This window comes from Bacillus sp. D48C (assembly GCF_053345735.1).
In genome coordinates this window covers 1-26,963 of the sequence record NZ_JBKFAQ010000005.1, presented here as the reverse complement: position 1 = coordinate 26,963, position 26,963 = coordinate 1, and the positions used below count along the sequence as shown (strand labels likewise).

The window sequence follows — 26,963 nt, the reverse complement described above, 5'->3', positions numbered from 1 at the left end:
TTATTCTTCCTTATTTACCTCTGACATATAGTGTTCCACAAATATTTCCCGATACTTCTCATAGTTCGTCATATTCACATCAAAATGATAATGGATACACCAAGCATCGCGCTGTACAGGTACACCGACTGTATATCCTGCTTTTTTAAATTCAAATGATTGAGATACATCATAAAAGTCAAATCCGTCAAATAAGTCTTCTCGCCACGGAACATCATATTGTGTCGCCATTAATAAACCGTCAATACATTCTACAGGAATAAATGTTTTTGATTCGTGATACGGTTGTTCTAAACTTGCCATATAAAACAAATCATTCATATAACCAATGACCTTTCCTACAATTCCACGCCCTTCGTTCCATACACCAGTTGGAGGAACATATTGCGCTCCAACCATCCCAATCATACCAAGGTGTTCATGTTCCTCAAATAATTGAAGTAATCCGTATAAAAAAGCTCTATTTATAATAAAAACATCTTGATGTAAATACACTTTATACTTCGCTGGATGCGAAATGGCTTGATTGTATCCACTCGTCATACTTTTCGCATTTCGAATCGGCATAAATTGGACAATATACCCTGGTGGTACTAACAATTGCAATATATGTCGCACGCAGTTTGCATACAATTTCCGATCATTTATACATGTAACAAATAATATTGTTTTGTCTGCAGCACTCATAATTGTGATTTTTCAGCTTCAATAATATACTGAAATACAACTGTCTCAGCCATGAAGCCACTTCCAAGACGATATTTTTTACAAATTCCATATAACTCCTCAATAAGTGGCTCATACATTTTATGATCAACATATACACGATCTACTTTACTAATAACATATCCTGCTTTTAAAAACATTCTTAGCATTTCATTAAATGTAAAGAAACGAATATGTGTTTTATCTAATAAACCATATTCTGTATACGTCCAATTTCCGGCAAGTAAGGGAGCTAATACTGAAATATGAGCAACGTTTGGTATACTTGCTAAAATCACACCATTTTGCTTTATATATGGCTTAACCTTTTCAATCACAGCCCATGGATCAAATAAATGCTCTAATACATCTCCAAATAGGATGCAATCAAATTGCCCCTCCTCATAAGGAAGATCTATTTTTTCTATATCCCCTAAAATAACATGATCTAGTCTTTCTTTCGCTTTTTCTGCAGCCTCTGGAAATGCCTCGATTCCTGATACACGTGTACCATTTTCTTTAATAGCTGCTCCCAATGTACCGCTCGAGCAACCAATATCAAGAACTTCTTTCCATTCCTTTTTTATATGCTTTAATAAATTCGGATTCGCTGCATTATAATAATGCTCGGATTTTTCTTCATATAAAGAACTTTTTTCGCGATTCATTTCACACACTCCTTATGCAAATTGAATTAGAAATATAAATCTCATATGAATTCTATAAAGTGCAGATTTTGTTCATCCCCCACTGATTATTAGCCCGCAAATAGCTTTATAAAATTTTTTATCTATATTGGTTTCGTTACTGATACTCTAATATATAACCAATCTATTAGAGTTAGAATAACGATAAATCATTTCTAAAAAACGAAACCTATTACGCTTTATATGGTTTATCAAAAACTCCCCGAAAATATTTACGGTTATATTCAATTGCAGCATTATTCGGAACATAAGAAGCTGCTAATTCATTGTAATAATACGCTTTATCCTGCTCCCCTAACCTGCTATAACAAATACACATTTGTAAATAGGGTAGCCATGTGTAGCTAGCTGGACTATGAAAAGGACTTTCCGTTGCCATTGGTACTTCCGTTGCAAGTTTAAACCAAAATATCGCTTCATTATATTTTTCTTGTTCCATATATATATATCCTATTCTTGTACAATTCTCTCCTCTAGGGACGTCATACCGAAACGACTTCACACAAGATTCGATTGCCTTCTCCCACATTCCGAGCTTCGCATAGCAATCTCCTAACTTACCACATGCATAAATTTTCTCTTCATACCATCCTTCGTCTTGATTAAGAAATGTTTCATAAAGAAGAACTGCATCATCATATTTTTGGTTATCCATAGATTCATTTGCGTAATAAAATAAATCCCTCGAACTCAATTCTTCCCCTGCAGCTACAGTATTTTGAAAAATTTTCAAATTACGATTTGTTACTTTTTTTTCTTTTTTATGTGTAATAGCAACTTTACTACTAAAAGTCTCACCAGCAATAGCTAAATACTCATGAACCTTTCCAAACCATTGAAATTGTTTTTCACGCTTTACAAGTCGATTTCTTTTTGTACAATATAAAGGTTTCCCGTTAGAATCCATCGCAAGATGATAAGGCATCGAAACAGCATCAAATTTAGGATCTAATTCTATTTTTAAGAGTTTCAATGCTTCTTGAGCATCTTCTAATAATACGTCATCTGCATCTAGCCACAATATATACTCTTGCGTCGCTTTTGAAAAAGAAAAATTTCTTGCTGCCGCAAAATCATCAATCCACTGGAAATCATATATGTTAGAAGTGTATTTCTCTACGATTTCTTTCGTTCGATCGACGGAACCTGTATCCACTACTATAATTTCATCCACAATTTTCTCAACTGTCTCTAAACAACGGGCTATTGTCTCCTCCTCATCTCGAACAATCATACATAAACTAATTGTAATTCCTTGCTTGTTCAACATAATCACCCTCTTCCAAATCAATCATATGTTATACATATACTAAACTTTCCATTTTTTTAAATTGTTCAAGTAGTTTAAGATTTCTTTTCAATAATTCAAATGTCCGTGTCATTTTCTTTCGGTTTTGCATCTACTATATAATGAACGCTTTATGGAGGTGAATTTATGTCAAATAATAATTATTCAAATGGATTAAATCCCGATGAATCTTTATCAGCTAGTGCATTTGACCCTAATCTTGTAGGACCAACATTACCACCGATACCACCGTTTACCCTTCCAACTGGGCCTACCGGGCCTACTGGACCTACCGGGCCTACTGGCGGAGGAACTGGAATAACTGGACCTACCGGGCCTACTGGTGACACTGGGGCTACTGGACCTACCGGGCCTACTGGTGACACTGGGGCTACTGGACTTACGGGGCCTACTGGTGACACTGGGGCTACTGGACCTACCGGGCCTACTGGTGACACTGGGGCTACTGGACCTACGGGGGCTACTGGACCGACTGGACCATCCGGATTAGGACTTCCAGCAGGATTATATGCATTTAACTCCGGTGGGATTTCTTTAGATCTAGGAATTAATGATCCAGTACCATTTAATACTGTTGGATCTCAGTTTGGTACAGCAATTTCTCAATTAGATGCTGACACTTTCGTAATTAGTGAAACTGGATTCTATAAAATTACTGTTATCGCTAATACTGCAACAGTAAGCTTATTAGGAGGTCTTACAATCCAAGTGAATGGAGTACCTGTACCAGGTACTGGATCAAGTTTAATCTCACTTGGAGCACCTATCGTTATTCAAGCAATTACGCAAATTACGACAACTCCATCATTGGTTGAAGTAATTGTTACAGGACTTGGGCTATCATTAGCTCTTGGTACGAGTGCATCCATTATTATTGAAAAAGTTGCTTAATTTTTTACTTAGCAGTAAAACTGATATCAGTTTTACTGCTTTTTCAATTTCAAATTCAATCATGAAACATTCGTTAGCTACATAATCATATTGTTGTATGACATTTTGCAGGAGGCACAAATATGGAAAGTAAATCTGCTGTTCAGCTTTATCTCGAATTGCTAAAGAAAACAATTTTATTTGAAATATGGTTGGAATATGAGGCATACTTACCCGCATCTCTACATATTTCGAAAGAACTAGAATTCGAACCCGTTACAGTCCCCCTCCCTTTATTCATTAAGCAATATGCCGAAAACCATAACTTAAAAATTGTAAAACCAAATGTTTCAAAAAGTGAACGTCATGATGGAATGGATTGGCCAAGAGCAGCACATAGCATGATTGGTCGAGAACGTATGAACCAATTACAAGAGGCAATGGAAACCGTTGTTCGTGAAAATATAGAGGGAGATTTTATTGAAACAGGTGTATGGCGCGGAGGATCATGCATTTTTATGAATGGTTTTTTACAAGCAAACAACATTACGAATCGTACTGTGTGGGTCGCAGATTCATTTGAAGGTTTGCCAGCACCGAATCTAGAACAATATCCAAAAGATTACGGTGATTATTTACACACATTCGATTACTTACGCGTCTCTTTAGAACAAGTACAAGAGAATTTTAAAAAATATGATTTACTAAATGATCAAGTGAAATTTTTAAAAGGTTGGTTTAAAGATACTTTACCAACAGCACCAATTGAAAAAATAGCAATTGCACGGCTTGATGGTGATATGTACGAATCCACCATGGATGGTCTCATGAACTTATATGATAAAGTTTCTAAAGGTGGCTATATAATTATCGATGACTACGGGCTACCGCCATGCGCTGAGGCTGTGACAGACTTTAGAAAGCAACGAAATTTAAAAGCCCCTATTACTAAAATTGATGTATTTGGCGTTTATTGGAGAAAAGAATAAACAAGATTTAATCTATAGGAGATTCCATTTTCACTCATTCTTCTCTTACTTCTAATCCAATTAAGTATTTCTTTTGTGGAATCTCCTTACATATAACAATTGTTTTCCTTTGTTCTCTCACTACAAATTGAAAATTTTATTAATAGAGTGACTGCATATTCTCACACAAGAAAGGGGTATACTCATGAGCGAACTTAACAAAGAAATGACTTTACTCCCCCCTCCTGAACTCGTCCAATATGTAGGTGGCGACTTCAAAAAGGTGGGAAAAGAGTTCCTAAAGCATTTTATTCAAATTGGCGCTTTAAAATCAAATGAAAAAGTATTAGATGTAGGCTGCGGCGTCGGCCGAATGGCTGTACCATTAATGAATTACTTAAATGATGATGGAGCATATTATGGATTTGATTTGTTTAAAGATGGAATTACTTGGTGTCAAAATAACATTTCAACTATGCGTAATAATTTTCACTTTGAACATGTTGACATATACAATCAATTCTATAATCCAGAAGGAAAAGAAGATGCCTCTCAATATCGTTTTCCCTATGAAGACGGAACATTCGATTTTATCTTTTTAACTTCTGTATTTACACATCTTCTTCCAAAAGAATTAGAACATTACGTATCTGAAATTGTACGTGTATTAAAAAAAGACGGGAGATGTTTCATTACATTCTTTCTAATAAATCCTGAATCGTCCTATTATTTAAATGCAGGACAAAGTACATTAGGTTTTTATCATCGAATTGAAAATTGCTACGTTGTAAATAAAGATATTCCCAATTTTGCAGTTGCTTATCCTGAGACAGATATTTGCAATCTATTGAATAAGTATGGTCTAGAAATAATCAATAAGCCACATTATGGTTTATGGTGCGGCAGACCAGAATATACAAGTTACCAAGATATTGTTCTTACAAAAAAAAGCTTCTGAAAGGAAGTTATGTATGGCGAGTGAAAAAAATCTACCTCTCGTTTCTATCCTTATTCCCACTTATAATCGACCCCATTATTTCAAAATCGCTCTAGAAAGTGCATTGGCACAAACTTATTCAAATATTGAAATCATCATCGGAGATGATAGTACAAATGATGAAACAGCAACTCTAATCCATGAACAATACTTACCAAATTATAAAAATATAACATACATTCGAAATATCTCTACTCTAGGACAATTTCACAATGACCTTATGCTCATAGAAAAATCAAATGGTGAGTATATAAATTTTTTAATGGACGATGACGTGTTTTATAAGCATAAAATACAAAAAATGATGGCCTATTTTGAGCAAGATTCCAATAAAGATCTTGCTCTTGTTACTTCTTATCGAGTACGTATTGATGATCATGGAAATCTAATCGGCGATGCCCATCCAACACAAAAGTTATATAGCGAAGATACCCCATTAAACGGAATATTTTTAGGCGACTGGATGCTAAAGGCCGGCCACAACATTATCGGCGAACCTACAACTACTTTGTTTCGAAAGAACTTGCTCACTGAACCTTTTGGCACCCTTAAAGAGCGACAATATTCTTGTAGTGTTGATATGGCCTCATGGATTTCTTTACTTTCTAAAGGAAATGCAATATACATTTCTGAGCCTTTAAGTCAATTTCGCTACCATGCTGGACAACAAATACACAATAAACTACTTCAAGGTTGCGAAGATTTCACACACCTCGTTATAACATCAAAAGAATATGGATTTTTACAAAATACTATAGACTATAGAACAGCTCTACTTAGTGCTTACAAATGGTGTAAAAGTTCCTTAAAATACTACCTTCATCAACTAGATATTTTTCCTGACGCACATGTACGTCTTGCCCATTGTTTGGATATAATTATTAAAGAGTTAAACAATTAAACTACTCTGCAAAATCAAAAGTGTATGGACTATATGTGAATCATTCGTATAGTTCATACATTCTTTCTCATACTATAAAATCCATTACTATAAAGAGCAGTAGAAAGGAATACCTACATTGAAAGATTCAAATTCTCAATATCAAATAGACTACGTATTACTATTTATTTTATTTGCCATTGGGATTGTTAGTTGTTGTGCTATTGCAAGTGCGCAAGCCTCCTTACCGCCATTTTTACAAAACGTCAATTTTGTACTCAAGCAAATCCAATGGTACTTCATTGGATTTATAGCCATTGGTGTTATTATGATTATCGATTTCGATCGTTATCAAAAAATTGCTTGGTATTTGTATAGCTTTGCAATGGTACTACTTATTGGACTAGAACTTCAAGTACCAGGTGCCGTTACAATTAAAGGCGCTACCGCTTGGTACAGGCTCCCAGGCATCGGAAATTTTCAGCCTTCTGAAATTATGAAATTGTTTTTAATTATCGTCATTGGACGAATTATAGCAAATCATAATGAGAAATATTTTTCCCAAACAATGCGTGACGATTTTTTATTACTTGGAAAAATATTTGCGACAAGCTTGCCACCACTACTACTTATTGCAAAAGAACCAGATTTAGGAAACACAATGGTCATTTCAGCGATGCTTGCAGCAATGATACTAGTTTCTGGCATACGATGGCGTTTTATTTTCGGATTAGTTTCAGGTACTTTCGTGGCTGGATCTACATTAATATATATTTTTTTTACTCACACAGATTTCTTTAAAGCACACATTTTAAAAGAATATCAATTAAATCGCTTCTACGGATGGTTGGCACCTTACAAATATGATGCGCAAGGCTATCAATTAAGACAAGCATTCTTAGCGACTGGATCCGGAGAAATGCAAGGAAAGGGGTGGGAAAATGGACAAGTATATTTTCCAGAACCACATACAGATTTTATTTTCACTAATGTCGCTGAACAATTTGGATTTCTAGGTGCAAGTGTCATTATTTCACTTTTTTTCTTACTCATTTTTCGAATGATTCATATCGCTTTAGAAAGTAATGACCCTTTCGGTAGTTACATTTGCGCTGGTACAATCGGAATGTTTACTTTCCAAGTATTCCAAAATATCGGGATGACAATCGGATTACTTCCCATTACAGGGATAACATTACCTCTTATGAGCTACGGAGGAAGTTCACTGCTTACATACATGATTGCGATTGGATTCATTTTAAATATTCGCTCAAGAACGAAAAGCTTTATGTTTAAATGAACAACACAAAAACGCTATATTTTTATCTCTATCCTTTTTTAGATATACTAATGAAAAATACGATGGAGGTTTAAATATGAAATATGACATTATAGGAGATATTCATGGATGCTTCCAAGAGTTTCAAAATTTAACAGAGAAGCTAGGGTATAACTGGAGTAGCGGTCTACCGATCCACCCTGAACAACGTAAACTTGCATTCGTTGGTGATATTACAGACCGTGGTCCTCATTCATTACGTATGATCGAAATTGTATGGGAACTTGTCATACATAAAAAAGAAGCTTATTACGCTCCTGGAAATCACTGTAATAAACTATATCGATTTTTCCTTGAACGTAATGTAACAATCGCTCACGGACTTGAAACAACTGTCGCTGAATATGAGGCACTTCCTTCTCATAAGCAAAACATTATAAAAGAAAAGTTTATCACTCTTTATGAACAATCACCACTCTACCACATACTAGATGAAAAAAAAGTAATCGTATGTCACGCTGGGATTCGGCAAGATTACATAGGAAGACGAGATAAAAAAGTACAAACCTTTGTATTATATGGTGATATTACAGGAGAAAAGCATGCCGATGGCTCACCTGTCCGTCGCGATTGGGCGCAAGAATACAAGGGGCAAGCTTGGATTGTATATGGACATACACCAGTAAAAGAACCTCGATTCGTCAATCAGACAGTCAATATTGATACTGGTGCTGTATTTGGTGGCAAATTAACCGGATTACGTTATCCTGAAATGGAGACTATCTCTGTCCCTTCTTCTTTACCTTTTGTCGCTGAGAAGTTCCGTCCAATTTCATAACTACCTTACTTAGCGAGAGATTACCGTATTATTTAGGCAAATCTCATATAAAACTAGGTAAAGTAATTAAAAAAAGATGCAATAAAGTGCATCTTTTTTTAATTACTTTACATATAATGTCGCAGGAGGTGACAGAATGAAGAAAAAATCTTCTAAACAAAAAAGAAAATTTCCCCCTTTATATCTGCCCATGTACGGAATTAACAACTGGTGTAGCATTCGGGCTGCAGCCATAGAAGAACTAGAAGAACAAGAGTCATCAAAAAAAAGCAAAGTAAAACCAACATATGTCTCTTTAGAAAATGCTGTGATGAACCACATAATCGATCGCAGAAAAATAAAGATGCAACAAAAAAATAAACAGCTCTCAAATCAAGATGAACAGGTACTACGTTCTAACCAAACAGAAGAAACGGCGGAAGAAAATAATTCTGTAGCAATAAATAAAAAAGTGGAACCAGAAATTCCAGCTGCTATTATAAACAAAGTAAAAAAAATAAAAGAAGCATTAGCTTCATCGAATGATATACAAACTGAAAAACCACTCATAATTGAGACACCTACACCTGAAAATACAAAAGTTAAAAGGGGCGGCCGATATGCATATGCGGAGGGGCTTCACTCTCATGCGGAGGGCATGGCAGCACATGCGGAAGGCTTATTAACACACGCAAAAGGTTCTTTCTCTCATGCAGAAGGATCCAACTCAAAAGCAACTGGACATAGTTCGCATAGTGAGGGAAGTGAAACGACAGCAGGCGGTGCTTATTCTCATGCGGAGGGTAAACAGACGACTGCTTTAGGCGAAGCAGCACACGCAGAAGGAACCGCAACTATCGCTAACGGCTTCTCTTCTCATGCGGAAGGTCATCATACATCAACAGCTCATTTTGCAGGTAGCCATATTATGGGGCGCTTCGGCACTGCAGAAGAAGCTTATTCCTGGTTTATTGCAAATGGTGCAAACGACACCGACCATAATATCGGTGCTAAATGGCTTGCCCATAATGGAGAAATGTATATTGAGGGCGCGTCTTACAATGCAAGCGGAACGGATTTTGCACAAATGTTTGAAACAGAAGGTCATAAACCTATTGATGTCGGTTATTTCGTTACATTTAGTAGCGAAGAAAAAATTCGGATAGCTACTTCACACGATTCGTTCATTTTAGGAATATCTAGTGCAACCCCTGCACTTATAGGAAATAGCGGGGCTTTAAGTTGGCAAAAACGCTATAAAACAGACAACTTTGGAAAACGCCAATATGTATGGACGGAATCAGAAGAAATACAACCTCTTTTAAATACAGAATGGGATCCAGCTTGCAAATATGTAGCAAGAAAAGATCGCGCCGAGTGGCTTCCTGTCGGATTAATTGGGCAAATGTTAGTACGTGATGACGGCACTTGCGAAACGCATGGATATTGTCGTCCAAATGACAATGGCATTGCTACAAAAGCCGAAAGTGGATTTTTCGTTATAAAGCGTACGCGTGAAAACCAAATTTTAATATTATTCCGCTAAGAAAAAAGGGAACAAAATTCTTTATAACATAAGAATTTTGTTCCCTTTTTAAGCATTCCTAAGTAACTCTTGCATATCGCTTGGAATCTTTATAGTGAAAGACATTTCTTTCTCTAAAATAGGATGATAAAACGTCAAAGATTTACTATGAAGTGCTTGCCGTTTCATTTCATCCCTTCTTCCTCCATATAAGTTATCACCAAGTAATGGATGTCCTATATGAGCCATATGCACACGAATTTGATGCGTTCTTCCTGTCTCAAGCTCCAGCGCTACATGTGTCTTATGATATGTACTATCAATTACTTTAAAATGAGTAACTGCCCTTTGTCCATCCTCACAAACCGTTCGCTCAATAACGCTATCAGATTTCCGACCAATTGGTGCATCAATCATTCCTTCTCGTTCTACCATCTCACCGTGAACAATTGCTTCATACGTTCGTTTCACAGCTTTTTGTTGATGCTGCTTCGATAAAAGATGATGCACGAAACGATTTTTTGCAATAAGCATAAGCCCTGAAGTATCACGATCTAACCGTGTTACAATGTGTACTGTACTTGCAAGATGCTGCTTATCATAATGAGATAAAAGCGCATTGGCAACACTCCCTGTCGGATGTTCCCTAGATGGAATCGTTGACATGTTCGCCTCTTTATTAATGATAAGAACCGCATCATCTTCATATACAATGCATAAAGGGATATCTTCTGCAATCATCCCTTCACTTCTTTCCTCCACTGGAAAAAAGATGCGTAATTCTTCACTAGCGCGCAACTGATGACGAACACTCGCATGTTGACCATTTACTTCAATTGCCCCGCCGTGAAACTTTATATCCGTTAAAGCGGCTTTAGAAATACCTTTCGTTTTCAAAAATTCCCTAACTAAAGTACTCTCTTCAGCCAGTCCTATATCCCATTTCAATGTAAATCTGTTCAAATTTATAACCCTTTCTATTTATCTGCAACAAACGAGTCACGAACTCGTTTCCAGAACGGGAACGGGCGGAAACGAACAAATCGTACTTTCTCGTTTGCGACGCGATACTGGATTGATTTCACATCTTGATGAACCATCGTTAAATGATCCACTGTAATTTGTAAGTTCATTCCTGCAGCTGGCTTTAACACACATGTATGGTGCTTCGGCAATACGAGTGGCGATCCCACAGTACGAAACACACGATTGTTAATGGACGCCATTTCTGCAATTTGAATCGCTTCAATAGAAGGGTGAATAATTGCTCCGCCAAGCGCTTTATTATATGCAGTACTTCCTGAAGGAGTAGAAATACAAAGGCCGTCCCCGCGGAATGTTTCAAAATATTCTCCGCGTATTTCTACTTCTGTTACTAATGTACCTTCTGCACTTTTTACAGTCGCCTCATTCATCGCCAAATACTGTGACTCTTTACTTCCATTCACATAGCGAATAATCACTTCTAAAAGCGGATATTCCACCACTTGGAATGGTGTTTTCGCAATCGCAATTACTAATTTCTCTACTTCTGTCGGTAACCAATCTGCATAGAAACCTAAATGTCCTGTATGTACACCAACAAATGCTGTTTCATCCAATCGATTATAATAACGATGAAACGCATATAAAAGCGTTCCATCTCCCCCAACAGAAATTACAATATCGGGTTCCTTTTCATCCATTGTAAATCCAAAATCTAACAAGTACTCTTTCATCGTGCTTGCCAGTGTATCTGATGATTGATCTCCCTTTGACATAATTGTAAATTTCATCGCCCAACACCCTTTAGTTTATGATTCGGAATCTTTCGTTTCTTGCTTTCTTGAAAAAGCCTTCTGCGCTTCTTGAATCTCAAGACGAATAGAAGACATTTCTTCATCTAATAAAAACGCCGCTTCCGCTGCACGTTGCAAGCGTATTTTAATATCTTCAGGAAAACGTCCACTATATTTATAATTTAAAGAATGCTCAATTGTTGCCCAAAAGTTCATTGCTAACGTGCGTATTTGGATTTCTACCAATACTTTTTTTTCTCCCTGAATCGTTTGAACGGGGTAACTAATGACAACGTGATAAGAGCGATAGCCGCTATCTTTCTTTTGCGTGACATAATCACGTTCTTCCACGATTTCAAAGTCATTTCGTTTTCGAAGATATTCTACAACAGGCTTAATCTCATCAACAAATTGACACATCATTCGAAGGCCCGCGATGTCTTGCATATCTTCTCTCAGCCGATCTAGCGGTACATTTCTCTTCTCCGCTTTATCAATAATACTAGCAACCGACTTTACCCTTCCTGTTACAAACTCAATTGGAGAATGCTCTGTCAACATTGCAAATTGAGTACGCATTCCTTTTAGTTTCACTTTCAGCTCTGCCACCGCTTGATGGTAAGGTGCTAAAAATTCTTCCCAATTTCGATTCATTTCAACCACCACCAAAATCAATCCATTTGCTTATAGAAATACTTTTTCTACAGCAGTTACTAGTTCTTCTCCGTAATTTGCATTACCTTCAATATTTTCAACTAAATATTCTACTTCTTCTTTTAAATTTTCTAATTCCATTTCAACGTCATTCACACGAACGAACATTACTATATCGTTATTCATCGCTTCATGCATTGCTTCCCAGCATGTGTGCGGAATACTTACATAAATGAAAGATGATTCGTTTTCTAAAATATATAAAAATGATAAATTGTCTGAGTCTACAAGTACGTGATTACGCGCACTTAACTCCTTTACCTCTATTTCATTATTTTCCGCACAAAAAATAAGCGCATTCTCTCTCTTTTCTACGCTCTTAACTTGAATTTTATTTTGCATGCTCTAACTCCTCCATCTCAACTTCCTGTCTTACTTAACAGTATTATTGTATCATAACATGGACGCAAACAAATAAAACATTGAACCAAATTTATGAAAAAGCGATAATGTGTAAAGAATTATTTTTTAAAAGGAGCGCGCATACAATGACACAAGAAATTGAAATTGAATTTAAAAATATTGTTACAGAAGAAGAATTCGATACATTATGTAAATCATTCTCTATTGAAGCATTTACGAAACAGGTGAATCACTACTTTGAAACACCGGGCTTCTCGTTAAAAGAAGCCGGCTCTGCACTTCGTATTCGTCATAAAGGAGAAATTTATACATTAACATTGAAACAACCTGCAGAAGTCGGCTTGTTAGAAACGCATCAAGTCGTAACAGAAGACGAAGCAAGAATGATGATGGAAACAAACGTAATCATTCCAGGGGCTGTAATGGATCAACTACACAAATTACAAATTCCTGTTTCCACTTTAACTTATATGGGTAGTTTAACAACTGAAAGAGCCGAAGCATTATTTAAAGGCGGAACGCTTGTCTTTGATCATAGTTTCTATTACAATCACGATGATTATGAAATTGAATTTGAAGTGCAAGATGAAGAAACAGGAAAAGCTGCATTTATTCATTTATTAACGCAACATAACATACCTGTTCGTCATACAAATAACAAAGTAAAACGCTTTTTCCTTGCCAAACAAAACAAAGCACGCTAAAGTGAAAATTCCACTAGTGAATATGTTTCACTAGTGGATACATCTTACTAAAAAAGTTTACACCCGTAGAATAAGCAAAGAATGTTTGAGAAGGCTGTTTATTTGCCCTCTCGAACATTCCATTGCTACAATAGATATACATTTCATGGAAAAAGGAGTTTATAAAGGATGAGCAAGCAACCGATGACACCATTTGAAGCAATTGGCGGTGAACAATGCATTGCAATATTAGTAGATACATTTTATTCCTATGTCAGTAAACACCCTGACTTATCTCCCATCTTCCCGGAAGATTTAACAGAAACCGCTAGGAAGCAGAAGCAATTTCTAACACAATATTTAGGTGGTCCTAATTTGTACACTGAAGAACATGGTCATCCTATGTTAAGGGCACGCCATCTTCCGTTTGAGATTACTCCAAAACGAGCAGAGGCTTGGCTATCATGTATGGAGCAAGCAATGGATGATACTGGAGTGCATGGTCATATAAGAGAGTTTGTTTTTGAACGTTTAGCATTAACCGCTCAGCATATGGTTAATACTCCAAACGAAACAGGTGAAGTGTAATGGATAAGCAGGAAGCAAAGCATATAAATATGCCATCTCCTTCCGCATGCGAGCATAAGTCTGTAGAAGCATATTTATTTATTGATCCACTTTGTAAAGATTGCTGGGAAATTGAGCCTTTTATTATTAAACTATGGCTTGAATACGGGAAATACTTCTCTATTCGTCATATCGTAACAGGAAAAGTGGATGGAACGAACGCTTCCTCACACAAATGGAATAAACCTGCTAATATTCGATTTGTGTGGGAAAAGACAACAAGTTTACAAGGTTTTTCATGTGATGGAAAGGTACATATGCAAGAAGCATCGTCAACACCATATTTAGTTTCGATGGCAATTAAGGCGGCGGAGTTGCAAGGCCGAAAAGCAGGTTCGAAGTTTTTGCGAAAACTCCAAGAATACATTTTCCTTGAAAATGTATCAAACCCTGACTGCGAACTATTACTTGCATGTGCGAAAGATAGCAATATTGATGTAGAAGAATTTAAAAAAGATCTACATTCTGCTAGTGCAAAAAAAGCTTTCCAATGTGACTTGAAATTCACGAATGAGATGCATATTACAGAAATACCCTCCCTCGTCTTTTTTCATGCGAACTCAGATGAAGAAGGTATTAAAATCGCTGGAAATTATTCCTACGATGTATACGTACAATTATTGAAAGAACTTGTAAAATGTGAAATTGAGCCAGAACCATTACCACCTTTAGAAGCATTACTAGAAGCAACACAATTTATATCTTCAAAAGAAGTAGCATTTATTTATGACTGTCCGCAGCAAGAAATTGAGCGCGAACTTAAAAAATTACAACTGAAACGAAAAGTACAAATGATTGAAGTAAAATGCGAACGTTATTGGAAATGGATAGCAAAAGAAAAAGACCTGGTGTAAACACCAGGTCTTTTTCTTTACGGCTTATAAAAATATTAAAGGGGATGGGAGAAATTTTCACGTTCAAACAAAGGGGTATATGTTTGTATGTGAATTCGTTCACGCTTATTATATTACAAGATTCGACGCCAGATGACAACCCCTTTTGTCGAAATTCACACTTTTGTCACATTCTAAACGTTTTCATTTTTGAATAAGCTATAAAAAAGGTCATTTAGGGGGGTTATTTATGAAAAAATCTTATATTGCTCTTCTCTTTCTAGCTGTCATCGTTTCTTTTTTCTTGTACATCCTCTCTCTACTACAAGCTTTTCCTAAAATTATTGCCTTACCTCTTTTATTTGGAATCATCGTTATCACTCTCTCTTATTTCAATCATAAAAAAAGATTCAAAGGGTTTTAATTTCAAAAATCAGCTGTAAAACTATCCTTTCAGTTAGAAAAACAAAGAAATTCACCTTATTTTTTCGACAAATATCGACATTGAATTTATTCAACAAAAAAGACGAGGATACAATCTCTCGTCTTTTTTCATTACTTTTCTTCAAATAATAATGCTTCTAATTCATTTAATTTCTCTTCAAATACTTGTAGTGCCTCTTTTACTGGTTCAGGAGATGCCATATCTACTCCTGCTTTTTTCAGCACTTCAATTGGATAATCAGAGCTTCCTGCTTTTAAGAACTCGTTAATATAACGTTCTACTGCTGGTTGTCCTTCTTCTAAAATCTGTTTAGATAGAGCTGTCGCTGCACTAAATCCTGTTGCGTATTGATATACGTAATAGTTGTAGTAGAAGTGCGGAATACGAGACCATTCTAAACCAATCTCTTCGTCGATTACTAAAGCGTCACCGAAATATTTCTTATTTAAATCGTAGTAGATTTCCGTTAGCATGTCTGGCGTAACAGCATGTCCTTCTTGTACTTTCTTATGAATAATATGTTCAAACTCTGCAAACATCGTTTGACGGAATACAGTACCACGGAATCCTTCTAAATAATGATTTAATAAATATAGACGCTCTTTCTTATCTTCTGTCGTTTTTAATAAATAATCATTTAGAAGCGCTTCATTACAAGTTGATGCCACTTCTGCTACGAAGATGGAATAATCACCATATACGTGCGGTTGTGTTTTTCTTGTATAGTAACTATGCACCGAATGACCAAATTCATGAGCAAGTGTAAATAAATTATTTACATTATCATGCCAGTTCATTAAAATATACGGATTTGTTCCATATGCACCAGATGAATATGCCCCGCTTCGTTTTCCTTTATTCTCATACACATCTACCCAGCGATTTTCATATGCTTCTTTCAAAATATCAACATATTCATCACCAAGTACGTTTAAAGATTTTAATAAAAGGTCTTGCGCTTCTTCGTATTTCACATTCATTTTCACTTCTGGTACAAGTGGTGTATATAAATCATACATATGAAGCTCATCAAGTCCTAATGCACGCTTACGAATATCGATGTAACGGTGTAATAAATGTAAGTTGTCATTTACCGTTTCAACAAGTTGATCATATACTGCTTCTGGAATATTATTATTGCTTAGTGCAGCTTGGCGAGCAGAATCATATTTACGAACACGCGCATTGAAATTATTACGTTTTACTGCTCCGCTTAACGTACTTGCGAATGTATTTTTAAATTTCCCGTACGTTTCATATACAGCTTTAAATGCATCTTCGCGAACACGGCCATCATCACTTTCTAAAAACTGAATGTAACGACCATGTGTAATTTCTATTTCTTCTCCGTCTTCACCTTTAATAGATGGGAATTTTAAATCCGCGTTATTCAACATACCAAATGTATTGCTTGATGAACTCATTACTTCAGATGCTTCCGCTAATAAAGCCTCCTCAGCTTCTGATAATACGTGCGGGCGTTGACGTGTAATTTCTTCTAATGCATGTTCATATACACTTAAATCTCTATTTTCCTTCAAGAATGTTTGCAGTGTATCTTCTGAAACCGACAAAATTTCAGGTACAATATACGCTGTGCTACTAGATACTTGTGAATATAAATTTGTTGCGCGATCATTTAATGCTTGATATACAGAGTTTGTTGTATCTTGATCGTAACGCATATGAGCATATGTATATAGCTTACCTAATCGCATTGAAATTTCGTCTTCATATTGCAATGCCTCAAGTAAATTGTCCGCAGAGTCACCAAGTTTCCCTTTAAATTCAGTTAACTTCGGTAATAGCTCTTTAATAGCTTGGAATTCTTTTTCCCATTCTGCATCTGTTTGGAAAATATCTTCTAATCGCCACGTACTTGCTTCTTCAATCTCATTGCGATCTGGTAATGTTTTCGCTTTGTTTTGTTCAGACATTCTTTAAGCCCTCCTTTAATTATCTCTACTTAAGTACAATTCGTTTTTTTCTTATGTAATTCCTTCACAATCAGTCTTTATTATATCCCCTTTTCCTTCTCTCATGTTGTACTTTGCCTCAAATAAAGATAAGGCATACGCTAAACAAGTTTCATCATATTTCATAACTTCCTCCTCTGTTTTTAACATAACGATTCCCCTTATTTTCCGGTACTTATAAGTCTCCACTTTACGTAATACACCTGTATAACATAAGAATGTCATATATTCAGTAACTGCTACTTTCCATATATGCTTTGAAAAGTACGGGAGCATACGCCTTTTCGTATACTTTTTTACATAACTACACACATATTGAAGAGAAATACACTCTCCTACTGCAAGCTCCCCTATACACTTCATATATAGAAAAGCTTGCCATATAAATGGGTTTGTTTGAAAAGCAAATCCAGAAGGGAGTGGAACACCAATTTCAGAAGGAAAGCTCGCTGGGGTACATTTAAATTGATATAAGAGGCGTAATAGTGACTTATAATTATAATTCCAAATAGGCAAAGCATTTTTTCGAAAATAGTCCTTTCGTTGCTTCCATTCTCGGTCTAATATTTCTTTTTGGAAAGGAACAGGGGAAAAGAGTAATTCAAAAGTAGTAGTTTCAGTTGGTAAATATATAGTATGTGAGAAAGAGACGCTTGTAGAAAAAGAAGTGAGAAACGCGCATTTCATAAATGCTTTTTGTTTGGAACAGAAGAAAATAAGAAATGGTTGAGGATAAGATTGTAAGGAGAAAGCCATAAGTGAGGAAAATTTCATCCAATATGCAGATTGCTTTTTCAATTGATTTCCACCAATGATCCAAATGACCTGTATACCCGCTCGCCAATACGAATAGGTTCGTTTGTACAGCTGCTCTATAGAAAGATTTGCGCATTGGTATTCAATCGCAATTTTTCTCCCTGCTCTCTCTATAAAAATATCTGGTCGTTGCTGAATCTGGGGCAGATAATGCTCTATATCTACATGAAAGTTTTGACGTTCGAACCATCTATATAACAATTCTTTACCGTACCTATGATACATAGATTCCGCTTCATAAAAGGCAAGACATGAATCCACTTTTTTATGAGCAAAATGCCAACTTTTTTGTTTCCCTAATTTCATTTGTACTTCCTTTCCACAAGCTACACAAAAGAATCGTTCCTGTTGACGCATACGGCGCAAAAGCTCTTCATTACAATTGTAGAGTAAATGAATTTTTTCTCCGTTTTCTCTTTTAGCTATAAATATCGTAATCACATCCTTTCAGCTCTTTACATTCTACAATTTATTACAAATTCCTTTAAAAAAAGAGATGTCCCAATTTCGGACATCTCTTTTTATAATAAAGGGGATAATAACCGGTACGTTGATTCAACAATTCGTCTATGAAGACGCCTTTTATGAAAATGATCGACATGAATTTCACTTGATTCTTCTAAATCATCTTTAAAGTCTTGAACAAGTCTTTTAATGCTATCTGTATCATATAAAAAGGCATTTACTTCAAAATTCAAATGAAAACTTCTCATATCCATATTAGCTGTCCCAATTGAAGCTAAATCAGAATCGACAATGACAACTTTACTATGGAGAAAACCTTTTTCATACTCATATATCTTTACCCCTGCATCTAAAAGCTCTGGGAAGTACGATCTCGATGCGTAAAAGACAGTACGCTTATCAGGCTTACTCGGCATTAACAAACGAACATCAATACCAGCAAGCGCAGCTACCTTTAATGCGGATAAAATATCATCATCCGGAATGAAATACGGCGTTGCAATCCAAATAGATTTCCGAGCAGAAGCGATCATTGCGAAATATAAATGCTTAATCGTTTCCCACTTATTATCAGGGCCGCCTGCAACGAGCTGCACGCCTCCCCAATGATCACCCTCAACTGCTTTTGCTTGTAAATATTCAGGAGCTAGCACAGCCTCTCCAGTCATATAAAACCAATCTTGAAGGAAAATAAGCTGTAAACTTTGAACCGCTTCACCACGTAAATACAAATGCGTGTCTCGCCAAAAGCCAAAATATTTACTTTTCCCTAAATACTCATCACCGATATTTAATCCGCCTACAAACCCTTCGTTCCCATCAATCACAACAATTTTCCTATGATTTCGATAATTAATCTTATCGTTTAAAATCGGAAAGCGCACAGGAAAAAACGGAATCATTTCAACACCTGCATCGTTTAATTCTTCAATATACGATTTTGATAACTTAAAACTTCCAACCGCATCATATAAAAAACGAACAACAACGCCTTCTTTTGATTTTTGTATTAAAATATCTTTAATTTCTGTTCCTAATTTATCATCACGCACAATGTAATATTCCATATGAATGTGATGTTTTGCTCGTTTTAATCCATCTAAAATGGCCTGAAACGTTTCATCTCCATTTGTTAATGTCCTCGTTTCAGTTTGAAATGAAATATTTAAAGCGCCTAAGCGATCCGCTAAACGAAATAACAGCTCTTGATGCTTATGATTGCGTAAAATTCTTTCTTCGTAATCTTCATGCCCTTTATATTGTAAAAACGCCTGTTCATCAAGTAACGCCTTCTTTTGAAACATTCTTTTTCTCCGAAAATTTTGTCCAAATAATAAATAAGCAAAGAAGCCAAATACCGGAAAAATCCCTAACACAATTAACCATGTAAGTGTTTTAGATGGATGGCGATTTTCTAAGAAAATAACGCAACCAATTAAAAACGCAGATACTGTAAATAAAATACTAATAATACCTAAAATCGAAACATCTTTTATCCCAATCACATCTGAATAAAATGCTACATCAATAAACATACGTAACGAAACAAATAATGCGAACAATAGCAGGATAAAGAAAATCAGCTTTAACGTATTTTTCATCTCTTACCTCCTAACTAAGAAAGCTTTCCTATTCTTCATATAAAAAGCCGATTTCATACTACAGAAATCGGCCTACGTTTTAGCAGGAAAATTATTGCGAATCGTTTCAAGCGCATGCTCTTTCACAATTTGTTTTCCATACTCACTTACACGATGAATTGTTAAAGTTGATTCTTCCCCATATTCTAAAATAATACTTAAAATACGATCGATTTCTTCTTCATCATGTAGCACTTCATCGAATTCCACATATACATAATAGCGGTTCTCAAATGAATACAGCTCATCTTTTATATCTTCAAAGATAAGACGATGACTTAATGAAATGACATCTTCAAAATCATTAAATTTAATTAAAAAGCCAAACGTACCATCTTCATTAAAGTTTGTTCCTGTTTGTTCTTCTACCTCTTCGACTAACTCTTGTTGGAATAATGATTCGATGCCTTCATCTAGAGGAATATCTATAATTTTGTCTACCCCTATCGGTAGTTCCAGCTTTTGTCCGTCCTTTGAAAGCTCTGCTTTCGTGACAAGTACTTCAATCCCTTTATCGACTGCTTGCACTTGAATCCATAACGGCCCATCAATAAAGAAATCGTCATGATCACGAGCTTCGTCCATCATCTCCCAAAAGAGCTCTTCACTTCGTTCGCGATCATACCAAATTTCTTCACGATTAAATCCTCTATCCTCTATATCAATGTACGTAATAAAAAATTTCATCGTATGATCATTAATTCTTTCAATATCCAAAATACAACTCTCCCTTCCTGCTTAGAATTGTTATGAAGGGATTCCCCACTCATATGACAAATCAATAGATTCTTGTACTCTCATTTTATGATAAGATTCTCCAGAATGGAAATAAAATCGATTTATTTTACAAAAATAGTTATATGCCTATCTTTACTCGATCAACTACATAAATATATTATTATAGCGATTTCTTACTTACAAAAAATTTGGACATACATTTCCACATTCCCCCGTACACTTTAATAAAGTGAAACTTCTATTGGAAGAGATTATTTAACAACAACTTTCTTCATCACATACATACAGTTCGCTTATTAAAACATCATAAATGGAGGCAGACGAATGGACTTAGAGTTTTTAACATCCGTACTAATGATTGTCGGTATCGATGTTGTATTAGGTGGTGACAATGCAATTGTCATCGCACTAGCTAGCCGAAATTTACCTGAATCGAAACGAAATAAAGCTATTTTGATTGGTACTCTTTTAGCAATCGTACTAAGAATTGCCCTTACTATATTAGCTGTCTATTTACTCGACATTCCATTTCTACAACTGATTGGCGGGGTTTTACTTACATTAATTGCAGTCAATTTATTAACTGATAATAACAACGATCTTTCTGCTATTCAAGGAAAAACAACTTTATTCCAAGCTGTGCGGACAATTGTTTTCGCGGATCTCGTTATGGGGTTTGATAATGTTATTGCCATTGCAGGTGCAGCTCACGGGAGATTTTTACTCGTCATAATTGGCTTACTCATTTCTATCCCTATTATTATTTGGGGCAGCAAACTTATTTTAATACTTATGGAACGATTTCCATTCCTCATTTATTGCGGTGCAGCGATTCTTGCCTATACTGCAGGAAAAATGGTTACACATGAAGACAGACTTGCCACCTTTTTTCATAACAACCCAAGTTTCACTGCAAGCATTCCTTATTTGTTCATTTTCACTATTTTATGCATCGGCTTTATCGTACAACAAGTTCGATTACGCAATGTGAAACATTAAAAAAAACCTTCTACTATATAATAGGTAGAAGGTTTTCATATTATTATAATTAATTTACAAGACGTTGTGCTTCACGTAATTGGAACGTTCTTACTGTACGTGGTAAGAAACGGCGAATTTCGTCTTCGTTGTAACCAACTTGAAGGCGTTTCTCGTCAATCATAATTGGACGACGTAAAATCCCTGGATAGTCACGAATCATCTTATATAAATCTTGAAGTGGTAAAGATTCTAAGTTTACATTCAATTCTTGGAAAACTTTCGAACGAGTAGAAATAATCTCATCCGTTCCGCTTTCTGTCATACGTAAAATCTCTTTAATTTCCTCAATTGTTAATGGATCTGAGAAAATATTACGTTCTGTATAGGGAATATGATTTTCCTCTAGCCATAATTTCGCCTTTCTACAAGACGTACAGCTTGGAGAACTATATAATGTTACCATACAAAGCTCACTCTCCTTAAAGAGTACAAATTCTGTACTAAATACAGTTTTAATTTCTAACTTCAGCAATTTTTCGCGATAACTTGTCTTATTGAAAAGTACAAAAATCGCATTTCATGTAAGCAACAACTTATAATAAACAACAATTACTTTTAATAAGTAACTTCTATAATCATTATACAATAGATTTTGCAAGAAATATACAGTAAATTTCCTGCTAGTTGAGAAAACTCTTCCGTGTATTCCACTGCTATGTAACATGATTACGCTCAATTTATCTGTACTTGAACAATAACTTTCAACCCTTTCAATACTCATTTCCCCTAGATTTTTCATATAATATATAGTTATTTATCTATAATCTTCCCTATGAAAAAGAGAACGTTTTCTTACTTTTTCCTGATAAATCAATTAAGAAATGTAAGACTATACAAATGAGAATGAAAAGGAACATTTGTTCTTATTTTAACAAATATTCTCCCTCCTGTCCACACGATTTCTAAAGTAAATTATTTTTTTCTGACATTTCTTTCTTTTTTATTTTTTATCTCATACAATAAACATACAGACAGGCAAAGGGGGAGTTTGCAAATGATTGCTTTTTTTGTTGATTTTATTACGGTTGCTGCCCTCATCATCGGAATAACAGCATTGATTGGTGTCATTACAAATAGCATTGGCGAAAAGCTCTTTGGCGGAAAAGAAAAAATGAAGTTTGTTAACAAAAGTTTGGATGTACAATCCGGCTGGAATCAAGTTGGCGGAAAAGGCATTTATAAGAAACGCACGTATTAAAAAAAGCAGGTGGTTAGCCTGCTTTTTTTATTTCCCTACGGATGCCCATTTGAAGCTCACATCAGGGCCATATTTATGGTTGTACATATCTTTAATTGTTTCTCTTTGTAAGTATGCTCTACCACGTTGGTATACTGGAACAATCGCAGCGTCATCAAGTAACATTTTTTCTGCCTCAAGTAAGTTTTTCCAGCGAGCATTTACATCGCTTCCATCTTTTTTCGCTTTCATAATGATTTCATCGTATTTCGGATTAGAGTACTTCATCTTATTTTGTGACCCATCTGTTACAAACATATCAAGATATGTGATCGGATCTGGGAAGTCTGCCCCCCATCCAGAGAATGACATGACATAATCACCCGCATCTTCTAATTTCAACTTTTGTGCGAATGGTTGTTGTTTAATTTTCACTGTTAAGCCTGGTAAATTCTTTTCCAGTTCACCTTTTAAATATTCACCAGTTTTCTTAGATAATTCAACATCTTCATTTAATAACTCTAATTCAATTTCATTTTTTCCAAGCTCTTTTGTACCAGCTTCCCAATATTTTTTTGCTTCTTTCACATTTGGTTTTACAATATCACCATTTTCAGCACGGAAATCCTTTTTATCCGGACCTTTAATGAAGTTATCAGGAATTAATCCTGTTGCTGGCTTAGAACCGTTATTTAATAATGTATCAACGAACGGCTTACGATCAAAAGCAAGGGAAATTGCTTTACGAATATTTTTATTTGCTAAAGCTGAATCTTTTTGATTTAAGCGTAGGAAAAATACAGATGTCTCTTCTACTGTTTTGAAATCTGGTTTTCCTTTATATTTATCGATGAACTCTGCTAATAACGTCGCTCGATCGATTGCATTTGTTTCATATAAGTTAATTGGCGTAGATGTATCTTTTACAATATTAAAGTTTACTTCTTCAAGCTTCACTTCTTTATTGTCCCAATATGATGAGCTCTTTGTCATTTTAAAACTGCGTTCATGTTGCCAATCACTTAATGTAAATGGTCCGTTGTAAAGCGTTGTGTTCGCTTCCAAACCAAACTTCGCACCTTGCTCTTTCACAAATTTCTCATTTACAGGATAAAAGATTGGATATACCATTAAATCTACAAGATATGGAATAGAATTGTCTAATTCTACTTCTAATGTGTAATCATCAATTGCTTTTACACCTAATTGATCAGGACTCATCTCTTTTTTATTAATTTTCTCTGCATTTTTTATATCATACATAATGTATGCTGATTTCGCAGCTGTGTCTGGGTTGATTGCTCTTTGCCATGCGTATACAAAATCTTTCGCCGTTAAAGGCTCACCGTTTGACCATTTCGCGTCTTCACGTAATTTAAATGTATATTTTTTACCGTCTTCTGACTTTTTAAATTCTTTTGCTACACCTGGAACTAACTTATCATCTTTTCCAAGGCGGTATAGACCTTCCATCGTGTTGTTCATTACTTTTGAAGAAACTGCGTCAGCTGATAATGCTGGGTCCATCGTTGGAATTTCTTGTGTTTCAATTAAATTAAGAACTTGCTTCGCACCGCTTTTCCCGCTATCCCCTTTTGCGTTTGCTTGCGGTTCATCTTTTTGGTAGCTACATGCCCCTAATATCATGCTCATTGCTACTGTTGATACTACAAAAACTGGTATCTTTTTTTTCATACTTCCACCCTCCAAAAAATGTTAGCCCTTTCATTTTCAAACAGAAAGAAATATATATATGTTCTAATAATTCATATTATACACACAAATATATTTTTTGTATATTTATATTTCTATTTCATTAAAATTTTGTGTTAAAAAATATATCTTTGTAAACGTTTTATATTGTCTATTTTCCTTACTAAAGTGCCAAAAATAATTATTTTTATATTTTTCTAAATTATCAGAGAAAAATAAATTTTATATTTTATGTATAATTATCCCACCCTTTTCAACATAAAATAGCAGGCCCTTCATATTAAAAATATATAGGCTAAAATGAGTGCAAAGGATAAGAAAGTATGTTACGATACATTTTGCTAAAAATAGATATCGGTAAAGAGGGGACGGACATGACAGCAATTCAGGCAAAAAATGGGCCGACAGAGAAATTAAGTTTATTCTTATTAACATGGCCTATTTTTCTAGAAGTTTTTCTTTTTATGTTGATGGGGATCGCTGATACTTTCATGTTAAGTGCATTATCAGACGATGCTGTATCTGGGGTTGGTGCAGCGAATCAATATCTCCATATTGCGATTTTGGTATTAGAAGTCATCGGGAACGGCGCTGCTATCGTTGTATCTCAATACCTCGGTTCCAGACGCTTTATGGAAGCATCTAAAATATCAGCATTAGCCGTCACATTAAATTTAATAGTTGGGCTCGTTATAAGCGCTGGTTTTCTTTTATTTTCGAAACATATGATGCTCGCAATGAACTTACAAGGCGATGTACTAACGTATGCGCAAAACTACTTATCTATCGTCGGAGGGGCAATCTTCCTGCAAGCTATCATTAACTCATTAGCCGCAATTATCCGTGTACACGGTTTTACAAAGCAAGCGATGTTTATTTCACTCGGAATGAATATTATTCATATCGCTGGAAACTACGTACTCATTTTCGGGAAATTTGGTTTCCCTGAGCTCGGTGTACAAGGGGCTGCAATTTCTTCCGCTATCAGTCGATTGATCGCACTTATTGTTTTCTTCTGGTTACTATATCGCGTTATGGAATATCGTGTGAAATTACAATATTACTTCACTTTATCCAAAGAATACATTGGAAAAATTTTAAAAATCGGCATTCCATCTGCATTTGAACAAGTGATGTATCAAGCTTGTCAAATCGTCTTCCTTTATTACGCAACGTACTTAGGAACGGAATCATTAGCTGCTAGACAATACGCTACTAACATTTCCATGTTCACTTATTTATTTGCAATTGCGATTGGTATGGGAACAGCCATTATTATTGGCCGCCTTGTTGGTGGTGGCGAAAAGGATGAAGCATACGAACGTTTGTGGAAAAGTGTAAAATGGGCGATTGGTGTAACTTTATGTATGGTCGCTCTCGTTATTACATTCCGTACACAATTAATGGGACTGTTTACAGATAATCCGCACATTATCGGGTTAGGCGCAAGTGTTCTTTTACTAAGTGTACTACTTGAAACGGGACGTACGATGAACATCGTCATCATTAATTCGCTTCGTGCAGCTGGTGATGCAAAATATCCTGTTTTAATCGGTGCATTTTCTATGGTGTTAATGAGTTTACCACTAGGTTACTTTTTCGCCTTTCATTTAGATATGGGGCTCGTGGGTATTTGGCTAGCGATTGCCATCGACGAATGGACACGTGCCATTATTATGTTCTTCCGCTGGAAAAGTAGAGCTTGGGAACGTTACGCACTAGTTAAACCTGAAGAACAAGAAGAGAGTATTTCTGTTCAAGTTTAGTAATTTTATATAGTAGAAAAAAGAGCCCTCCTTCCTGAACTGCACCCCAATTGTTAGACACAGTCTAACAATTGGAGGTGCAGTTTTTCTATGGCTAAATTTACAGCTGATGAAAAAATACAAATCGTTCT

Annotated in this window: 27 protein-coding genes; 14 read left to right on the top strand and 13 right to left on the bottom strand. The window is 35.6% G+C overall.

Features of this window, described 5'->3' with window-relative positions:
* From ACLBXA_RS14260 to ACLBXA_RS14250, 3 genes are all read right to left on the bottom strand, one after another.
* Positions 1 to 687, bottom strand: coding sequence for a glycosyltransferase family protein (locus ACLBXA_RS14260; RefSeq protein WP_001271181.1), 687 nt, complete (start codon positions 685 to 687; stop codon positions 1 to 3).
* Positions 684 to 1,373: a class I SAM-dependent methyltransferase gene (locus ACLBXA_RS14255; RefSeq protein ID WP_001078436.1), complete on the bottom strand. Its 690-nt coding sequence runs from the start codon at positions 1,371 to 1,373 to the stop codon at positions 684 to 686. The genes ACLBXA_RS14260 and ACLBXA_RS14255 overlap by 4 nt, the downstream gene beginning before the upstream one ends.
* Before the next feature lie 211 nt (positions 1,374 to 1,584).
* The gene (locus ACLBXA_RS14250; RefSeq protein ID WP_000932911.1) at positions 1,585 to 2,682 is read right to left on the bottom strand and encodes a glycosyltransferase; all 1,098 of its coding nucleotides are present in this window, start codon (positions 2,680 to 2,682) and stop codon (positions 1,585 to 1,587) included.
* 165 nt (positions 2,683 to 2,847) lie between these two features.
* Here ACLBXA_RS14250 and ACLBXA_RS14245 point away from each other — a divergent pair, with 165 nt between their 5' ends.
* The 7 genes from ACLBXA_RS14245 (at position 2,848) to ACLBXA_RS14215 (ending at position 10,078) form a co-directional block, all read left to right on the top strand.
* Complete coding sequence (locus tag ACLBXA_RS14245) at positions 2,848 to 3,612, top strand: BclA C-terminal domain-containing protein (RefSeq protein WP_447617263.1); 765 nt, start codon at positions 2,848 to 2,850, stop codon at positions 3,610 to 3,612.
* Between the two features lie 122 nt (positions 3,613 to 3,734).
* Positions 3,735 to 4,580 (top strand): TylF/MycF family methyltransferase, encoded by an 846-nt coding sequence (locus ACLBXA_RS14240; RefSeq protein WP_000444387.1) that lies wholly within the window; start codon positions 3,735 to 3,737, stop codon positions 4,578 to 4,580.
* Positions 4,581 to 4,764: 184 nt separating this feature from the next.
* Positions 4,765 to 5,517 carry a class I SAM-dependent methyltransferase gene (locus ACLBXA_RS14235; RefSeq protein WP_001292844.1) on the top strand — a complete coding sequence of 251 codons (753 nt, stop codon included), beginning with the start codon at positions 4,765 to 4,767 and terminating at the stop codon, positions 5,515 to 5,517.
* Positions 5,518 to 5,530: 13 nt separating this feature from the next.
* Positions 5,531 to 6,457 carry a glycosyltransferase family 2 protein gene (locus ACLBXA_RS14230; protein ID WP_000135607.1) on the top strand — a complete coding sequence of 309 codons (927 nt, stop codon included), beginning with the start codon at positions 5,531 to 5,533 and terminating at the stop codon, positions 6,455 to 6,457.
* A 118-nt stretch (positions 6,458 to 6,575) separates the two neighbouring features.
* On the top strand, positions 6,576 to 7,736 hold the full coding sequence (locus ACLBXA_RS14225) for an FtsW/RodA/SpoVE family cell cycle protein (protein WP_000655325.1): 1,161 nt from the start codon (positions 6,576 to 6,578) through the stop codon (positions 7,734 to 7,736).
* A gap of 76 nt (positions 7,737 to 7,812) precedes the next feature.
* A complete protein-coding gene (prpE, locus tag ACLBXA_RS14220) occupies positions 7,813 to 8,553 on the top strand; it encodes a bis(5'-nucleosyl)-tetraphosphatase PrpE (protein ID WP_447617262.1) in 741 nt (246 codons plus the stop codon).
* A gap of 136 nt (positions 8,554 to 8,689) precedes the next feature.
* Positions 8,690 to 10,078: a peptidase G2 autoproteolytic cleavage domain-containing protein gene (locus tag ACLBXA_RS14215; protein ID WP_000730507.1), complete on the top strand. Its 1,389-nt coding sequence runs from the start codon at positions 8,690 to 8,692 to the stop codon at positions 10,076 to 10,078.
* Positions 10,079 to 10,126: 48 nt separating this feature from the next.
* Here the strand turns inward: ACLBXA_RS14215 and ACLBXA_RS14210 are convergent, their stop codons facing one another.
* The 4 genes from ACLBXA_RS14210 to ACLBXA_RS14195 are packed head-to-tail and all read right to left on the bottom strand — an operon-like array spanning position 10,127 to position 12,891.
* A complete protein-coding gene (locus ACLBXA_RS14210) occupies positions 10,127 to 11,020 on the bottom strand; it encodes an RluA family pseudouridine synthase (protein WP_097825784.1) in 894 nt (297 codons plus the stop codon).
* A gap of 14 nt (positions 11,021 to 11,034) precedes the next feature.
* Entirely contained in the window at positions 11,035 to 11,832 is a 798-nt protein-coding gene (locus tag ACLBXA_RS14205) for an NAD kinase (protein WP_000673196.1), read from the bottom strand.
* Between the two features lie 18 nt (positions 11,833 to 11,850).
* On the bottom strand, positions 11,851 to 12,489 hold the full coding sequence (locus ACLBXA_RS14200; protein WP_001081480.1) for a GTP pyrophosphokinase: 639 nt from the start codon (positions 12,487 to 12,489) through the stop codon (positions 11,851 to 11,853).
* Positions 12,490 to 12,519: 30 nt separating this feature from the next.
* Complete coding sequence (locus ACLBXA_RS14195; protein WP_001179996.1) at positions 12,520 to 12,891, bottom strand: UPF0738 family protein; 372 nt, start codon at positions 12,889 to 12,891, stop codon at positions 12,520 to 12,522.
* Between the two features lie 146 nt (positions 12,892 to 13,037).
* Here ACLBXA_RS14195 and ACLBXA_RS14190 point away from each other — a divergent pair, with 146 nt between their 5' ends.
* From ACLBXA_RS14190 to ACLBXA_RS14175, 4 genes are all read left to right on the top strand, one after another.
* Positions 13,038 to 13,616, top strand: coding sequence for a CYTH domain-containing protein (locus ACLBXA_RS14190; protein ID WP_000191102.1), 579 nt, complete (start codon positions 13,038 to 13,040; stop codon positions 13,614 to 13,616).
* A 168-nt stretch (positions 13,617 to 13,784) separates the two neighbouring features.
* The gene (locus ACLBXA_RS14185; protein WP_000043386.1) at positions 13,785 to 14,183 is read left to right on the top strand and encodes a globin domain-containing protein; all 399 of its coding nucleotides are present in this window, start codon (positions 13,785 to 13,787) and stop codon (positions 14,181 to 14,183) included.
* Positions 14,183 to 15,076, top strand: a complete 894-nt coding sequence (locus tag ACLBXA_RS14180) for a ClpXP adapter SpxH family protein (RefSeq protein WP_000360643.1) — start codon at positions 14,183 to 14,185, stop codon at positions 15,074 to 15,076. Before ACLBXA_RS14185 ends, ACLBXA_RS14180 begins: the two co-directional genes overlap by 1 nt.
* A gap of 229 nt (positions 15,077 to 15,305) precedes the next feature.
* Positions 15,306 to 15,479: a hypothetical protein gene (locus ACLBXA_RS14175; protein ID WP_000750354.1), complete on the top strand. Its 174-nt coding sequence runs from the start codon at positions 15,306 to 15,308 to the stop codon at positions 15,477 to 15,479.
* Positions 15,480 to 15,610: 131 nt separating this feature from the next.
* Here ACLBXA_RS14175 and pepF read toward each other — a convergent pair whose 3' ends face one another.
* From pepF to mecA, 4 genes are all read right to left on the bottom strand, one after another.
* Positions 15,611 to 17,437 (bottom strand): oligoendopeptidase F, encoded by a 1,827-nt coding sequence (pepF, locus tag ACLBXA_RS14170; protein WP_000003356.1) that lies wholly within the window; start codon positions 17,435 to 17,437, stop codon positions 15,611 to 15,613.
* Positions 17,438 to 17,488: 51 nt separating this feature from the next.
* On the bottom strand, positions 17,489 to 18,733 hold the full coding sequence (locus tag ACLBXA_RS14165; protein ID WP_097825785.1) for a competence protein CoiA: 1,245 nt from the start codon (positions 18,731 to 18,733) through the stop codon (positions 17,489 to 17,491).
* An 80-nt stretch (positions 18,734 to 18,813) separates the two neighbouring features.
* On the bottom strand, positions 18,814 to 20,358 hold the full coding sequence (locus tag ACLBXA_RS14160; protein ID WP_000799189.1) for a cardiolipin synthase: 1,545 nt from the start codon (positions 20,356 to 20,358) through the stop codon (positions 18,814 to 18,816).
* A 72-nt stretch (positions 20,359 to 20,430) separates the two neighbouring features.
* On the bottom strand, positions 20,431 to 21,114 hold the full coding sequence (mecA, locus tag ACLBXA_RS14155) for an adaptor protein MecA (RefSeq protein WP_000350716.1): 684 nt from the start codon (positions 21,112 to 21,114) through the stop codon (positions 20,431 to 20,433).
* A gap of 345 nt (positions 21,115 to 21,459) precedes the next feature.
* On the opposite strand from mecA, the gene ACLBXA_RS14150 reads away from it, so the two are divergent.
* On the top strand, positions 21,460 to 22,134 hold the full coding sequence (locus ACLBXA_RS14150; protein WP_000362600.1) for a TerC family protein: 675 nt from the start codon (positions 21,460 to 21,462) through the stop codon (positions 22,132 to 22,134).
* 49 nt (positions 22,135 to 22,183) lie between these two features.
* Here the strand turns inward: ACLBXA_RS14150 and spx are convergent, their stop codons facing one another.
* Positions 22,184 to 22,579 carry a transcriptional regulator Spx gene (gene spx / locus ACLBXA_RS14145; RefSeq protein ID WP_000258267.1) on the bottom strand — a complete coding sequence of 132 codons (396 nt, stop codon included), beginning with the start codon at positions 22,577 to 22,579 and terminating at the stop codon, positions 22,184 to 22,186.
* A gap of 591 nt (positions 22,580 to 23,170) precedes the next feature.
* Here spx and ACLBXA_RS14140 point away from each other — a divergent pair.
* Positions 23,171 to 23,374 carry a hypothetical protein gene (locus tag ACLBXA_RS14140; protein WP_000559983.1) on the top strand — a complete coding sequence of 68 codons (204 nt, stop codon included), beginning with the start codon at positions 23,171 to 23,173 and terminating at the stop codon, positions 23,372 to 23,374.
* A gap of 27 nt (positions 23,375 to 23,401) precedes the next feature.
* Here the strand turns inward: ACLBXA_RS14140 and ACLBXA_RS14135 are convergent, their stop codons facing one another.
* The gene (locus ACLBXA_RS14135; RefSeq protein ID WP_447617261.1) at positions 23,402 to 25,048 is read right to left on the bottom strand and encodes a peptide ABC transporter substrate-binding protein; all 1,647 of its coding nucleotides are present in this window, start codon (positions 25,046 to 25,048) and stop codon (positions 23,402 to 23,404) included.
* Between the two features lie 341 nt (positions 25,049 to 25,389).
* Between ACLBXA_RS14135 and ACLBXA_RS14130 the strand changes: the two genes are divergently transcribed.
* Positions 25,390 to 26,832, top strand: coding sequence for an MATE family efflux transporter (locus ACLBXA_RS14130; RefSeq protein ID WP_003309213.1), 1,443 nt, complete (start codon positions 25,390 to 25,392; stop codon positions 26,830 to 26,832).
* Positions 26,833 to 26,963 lie beyond the last annotated feature (131 nt).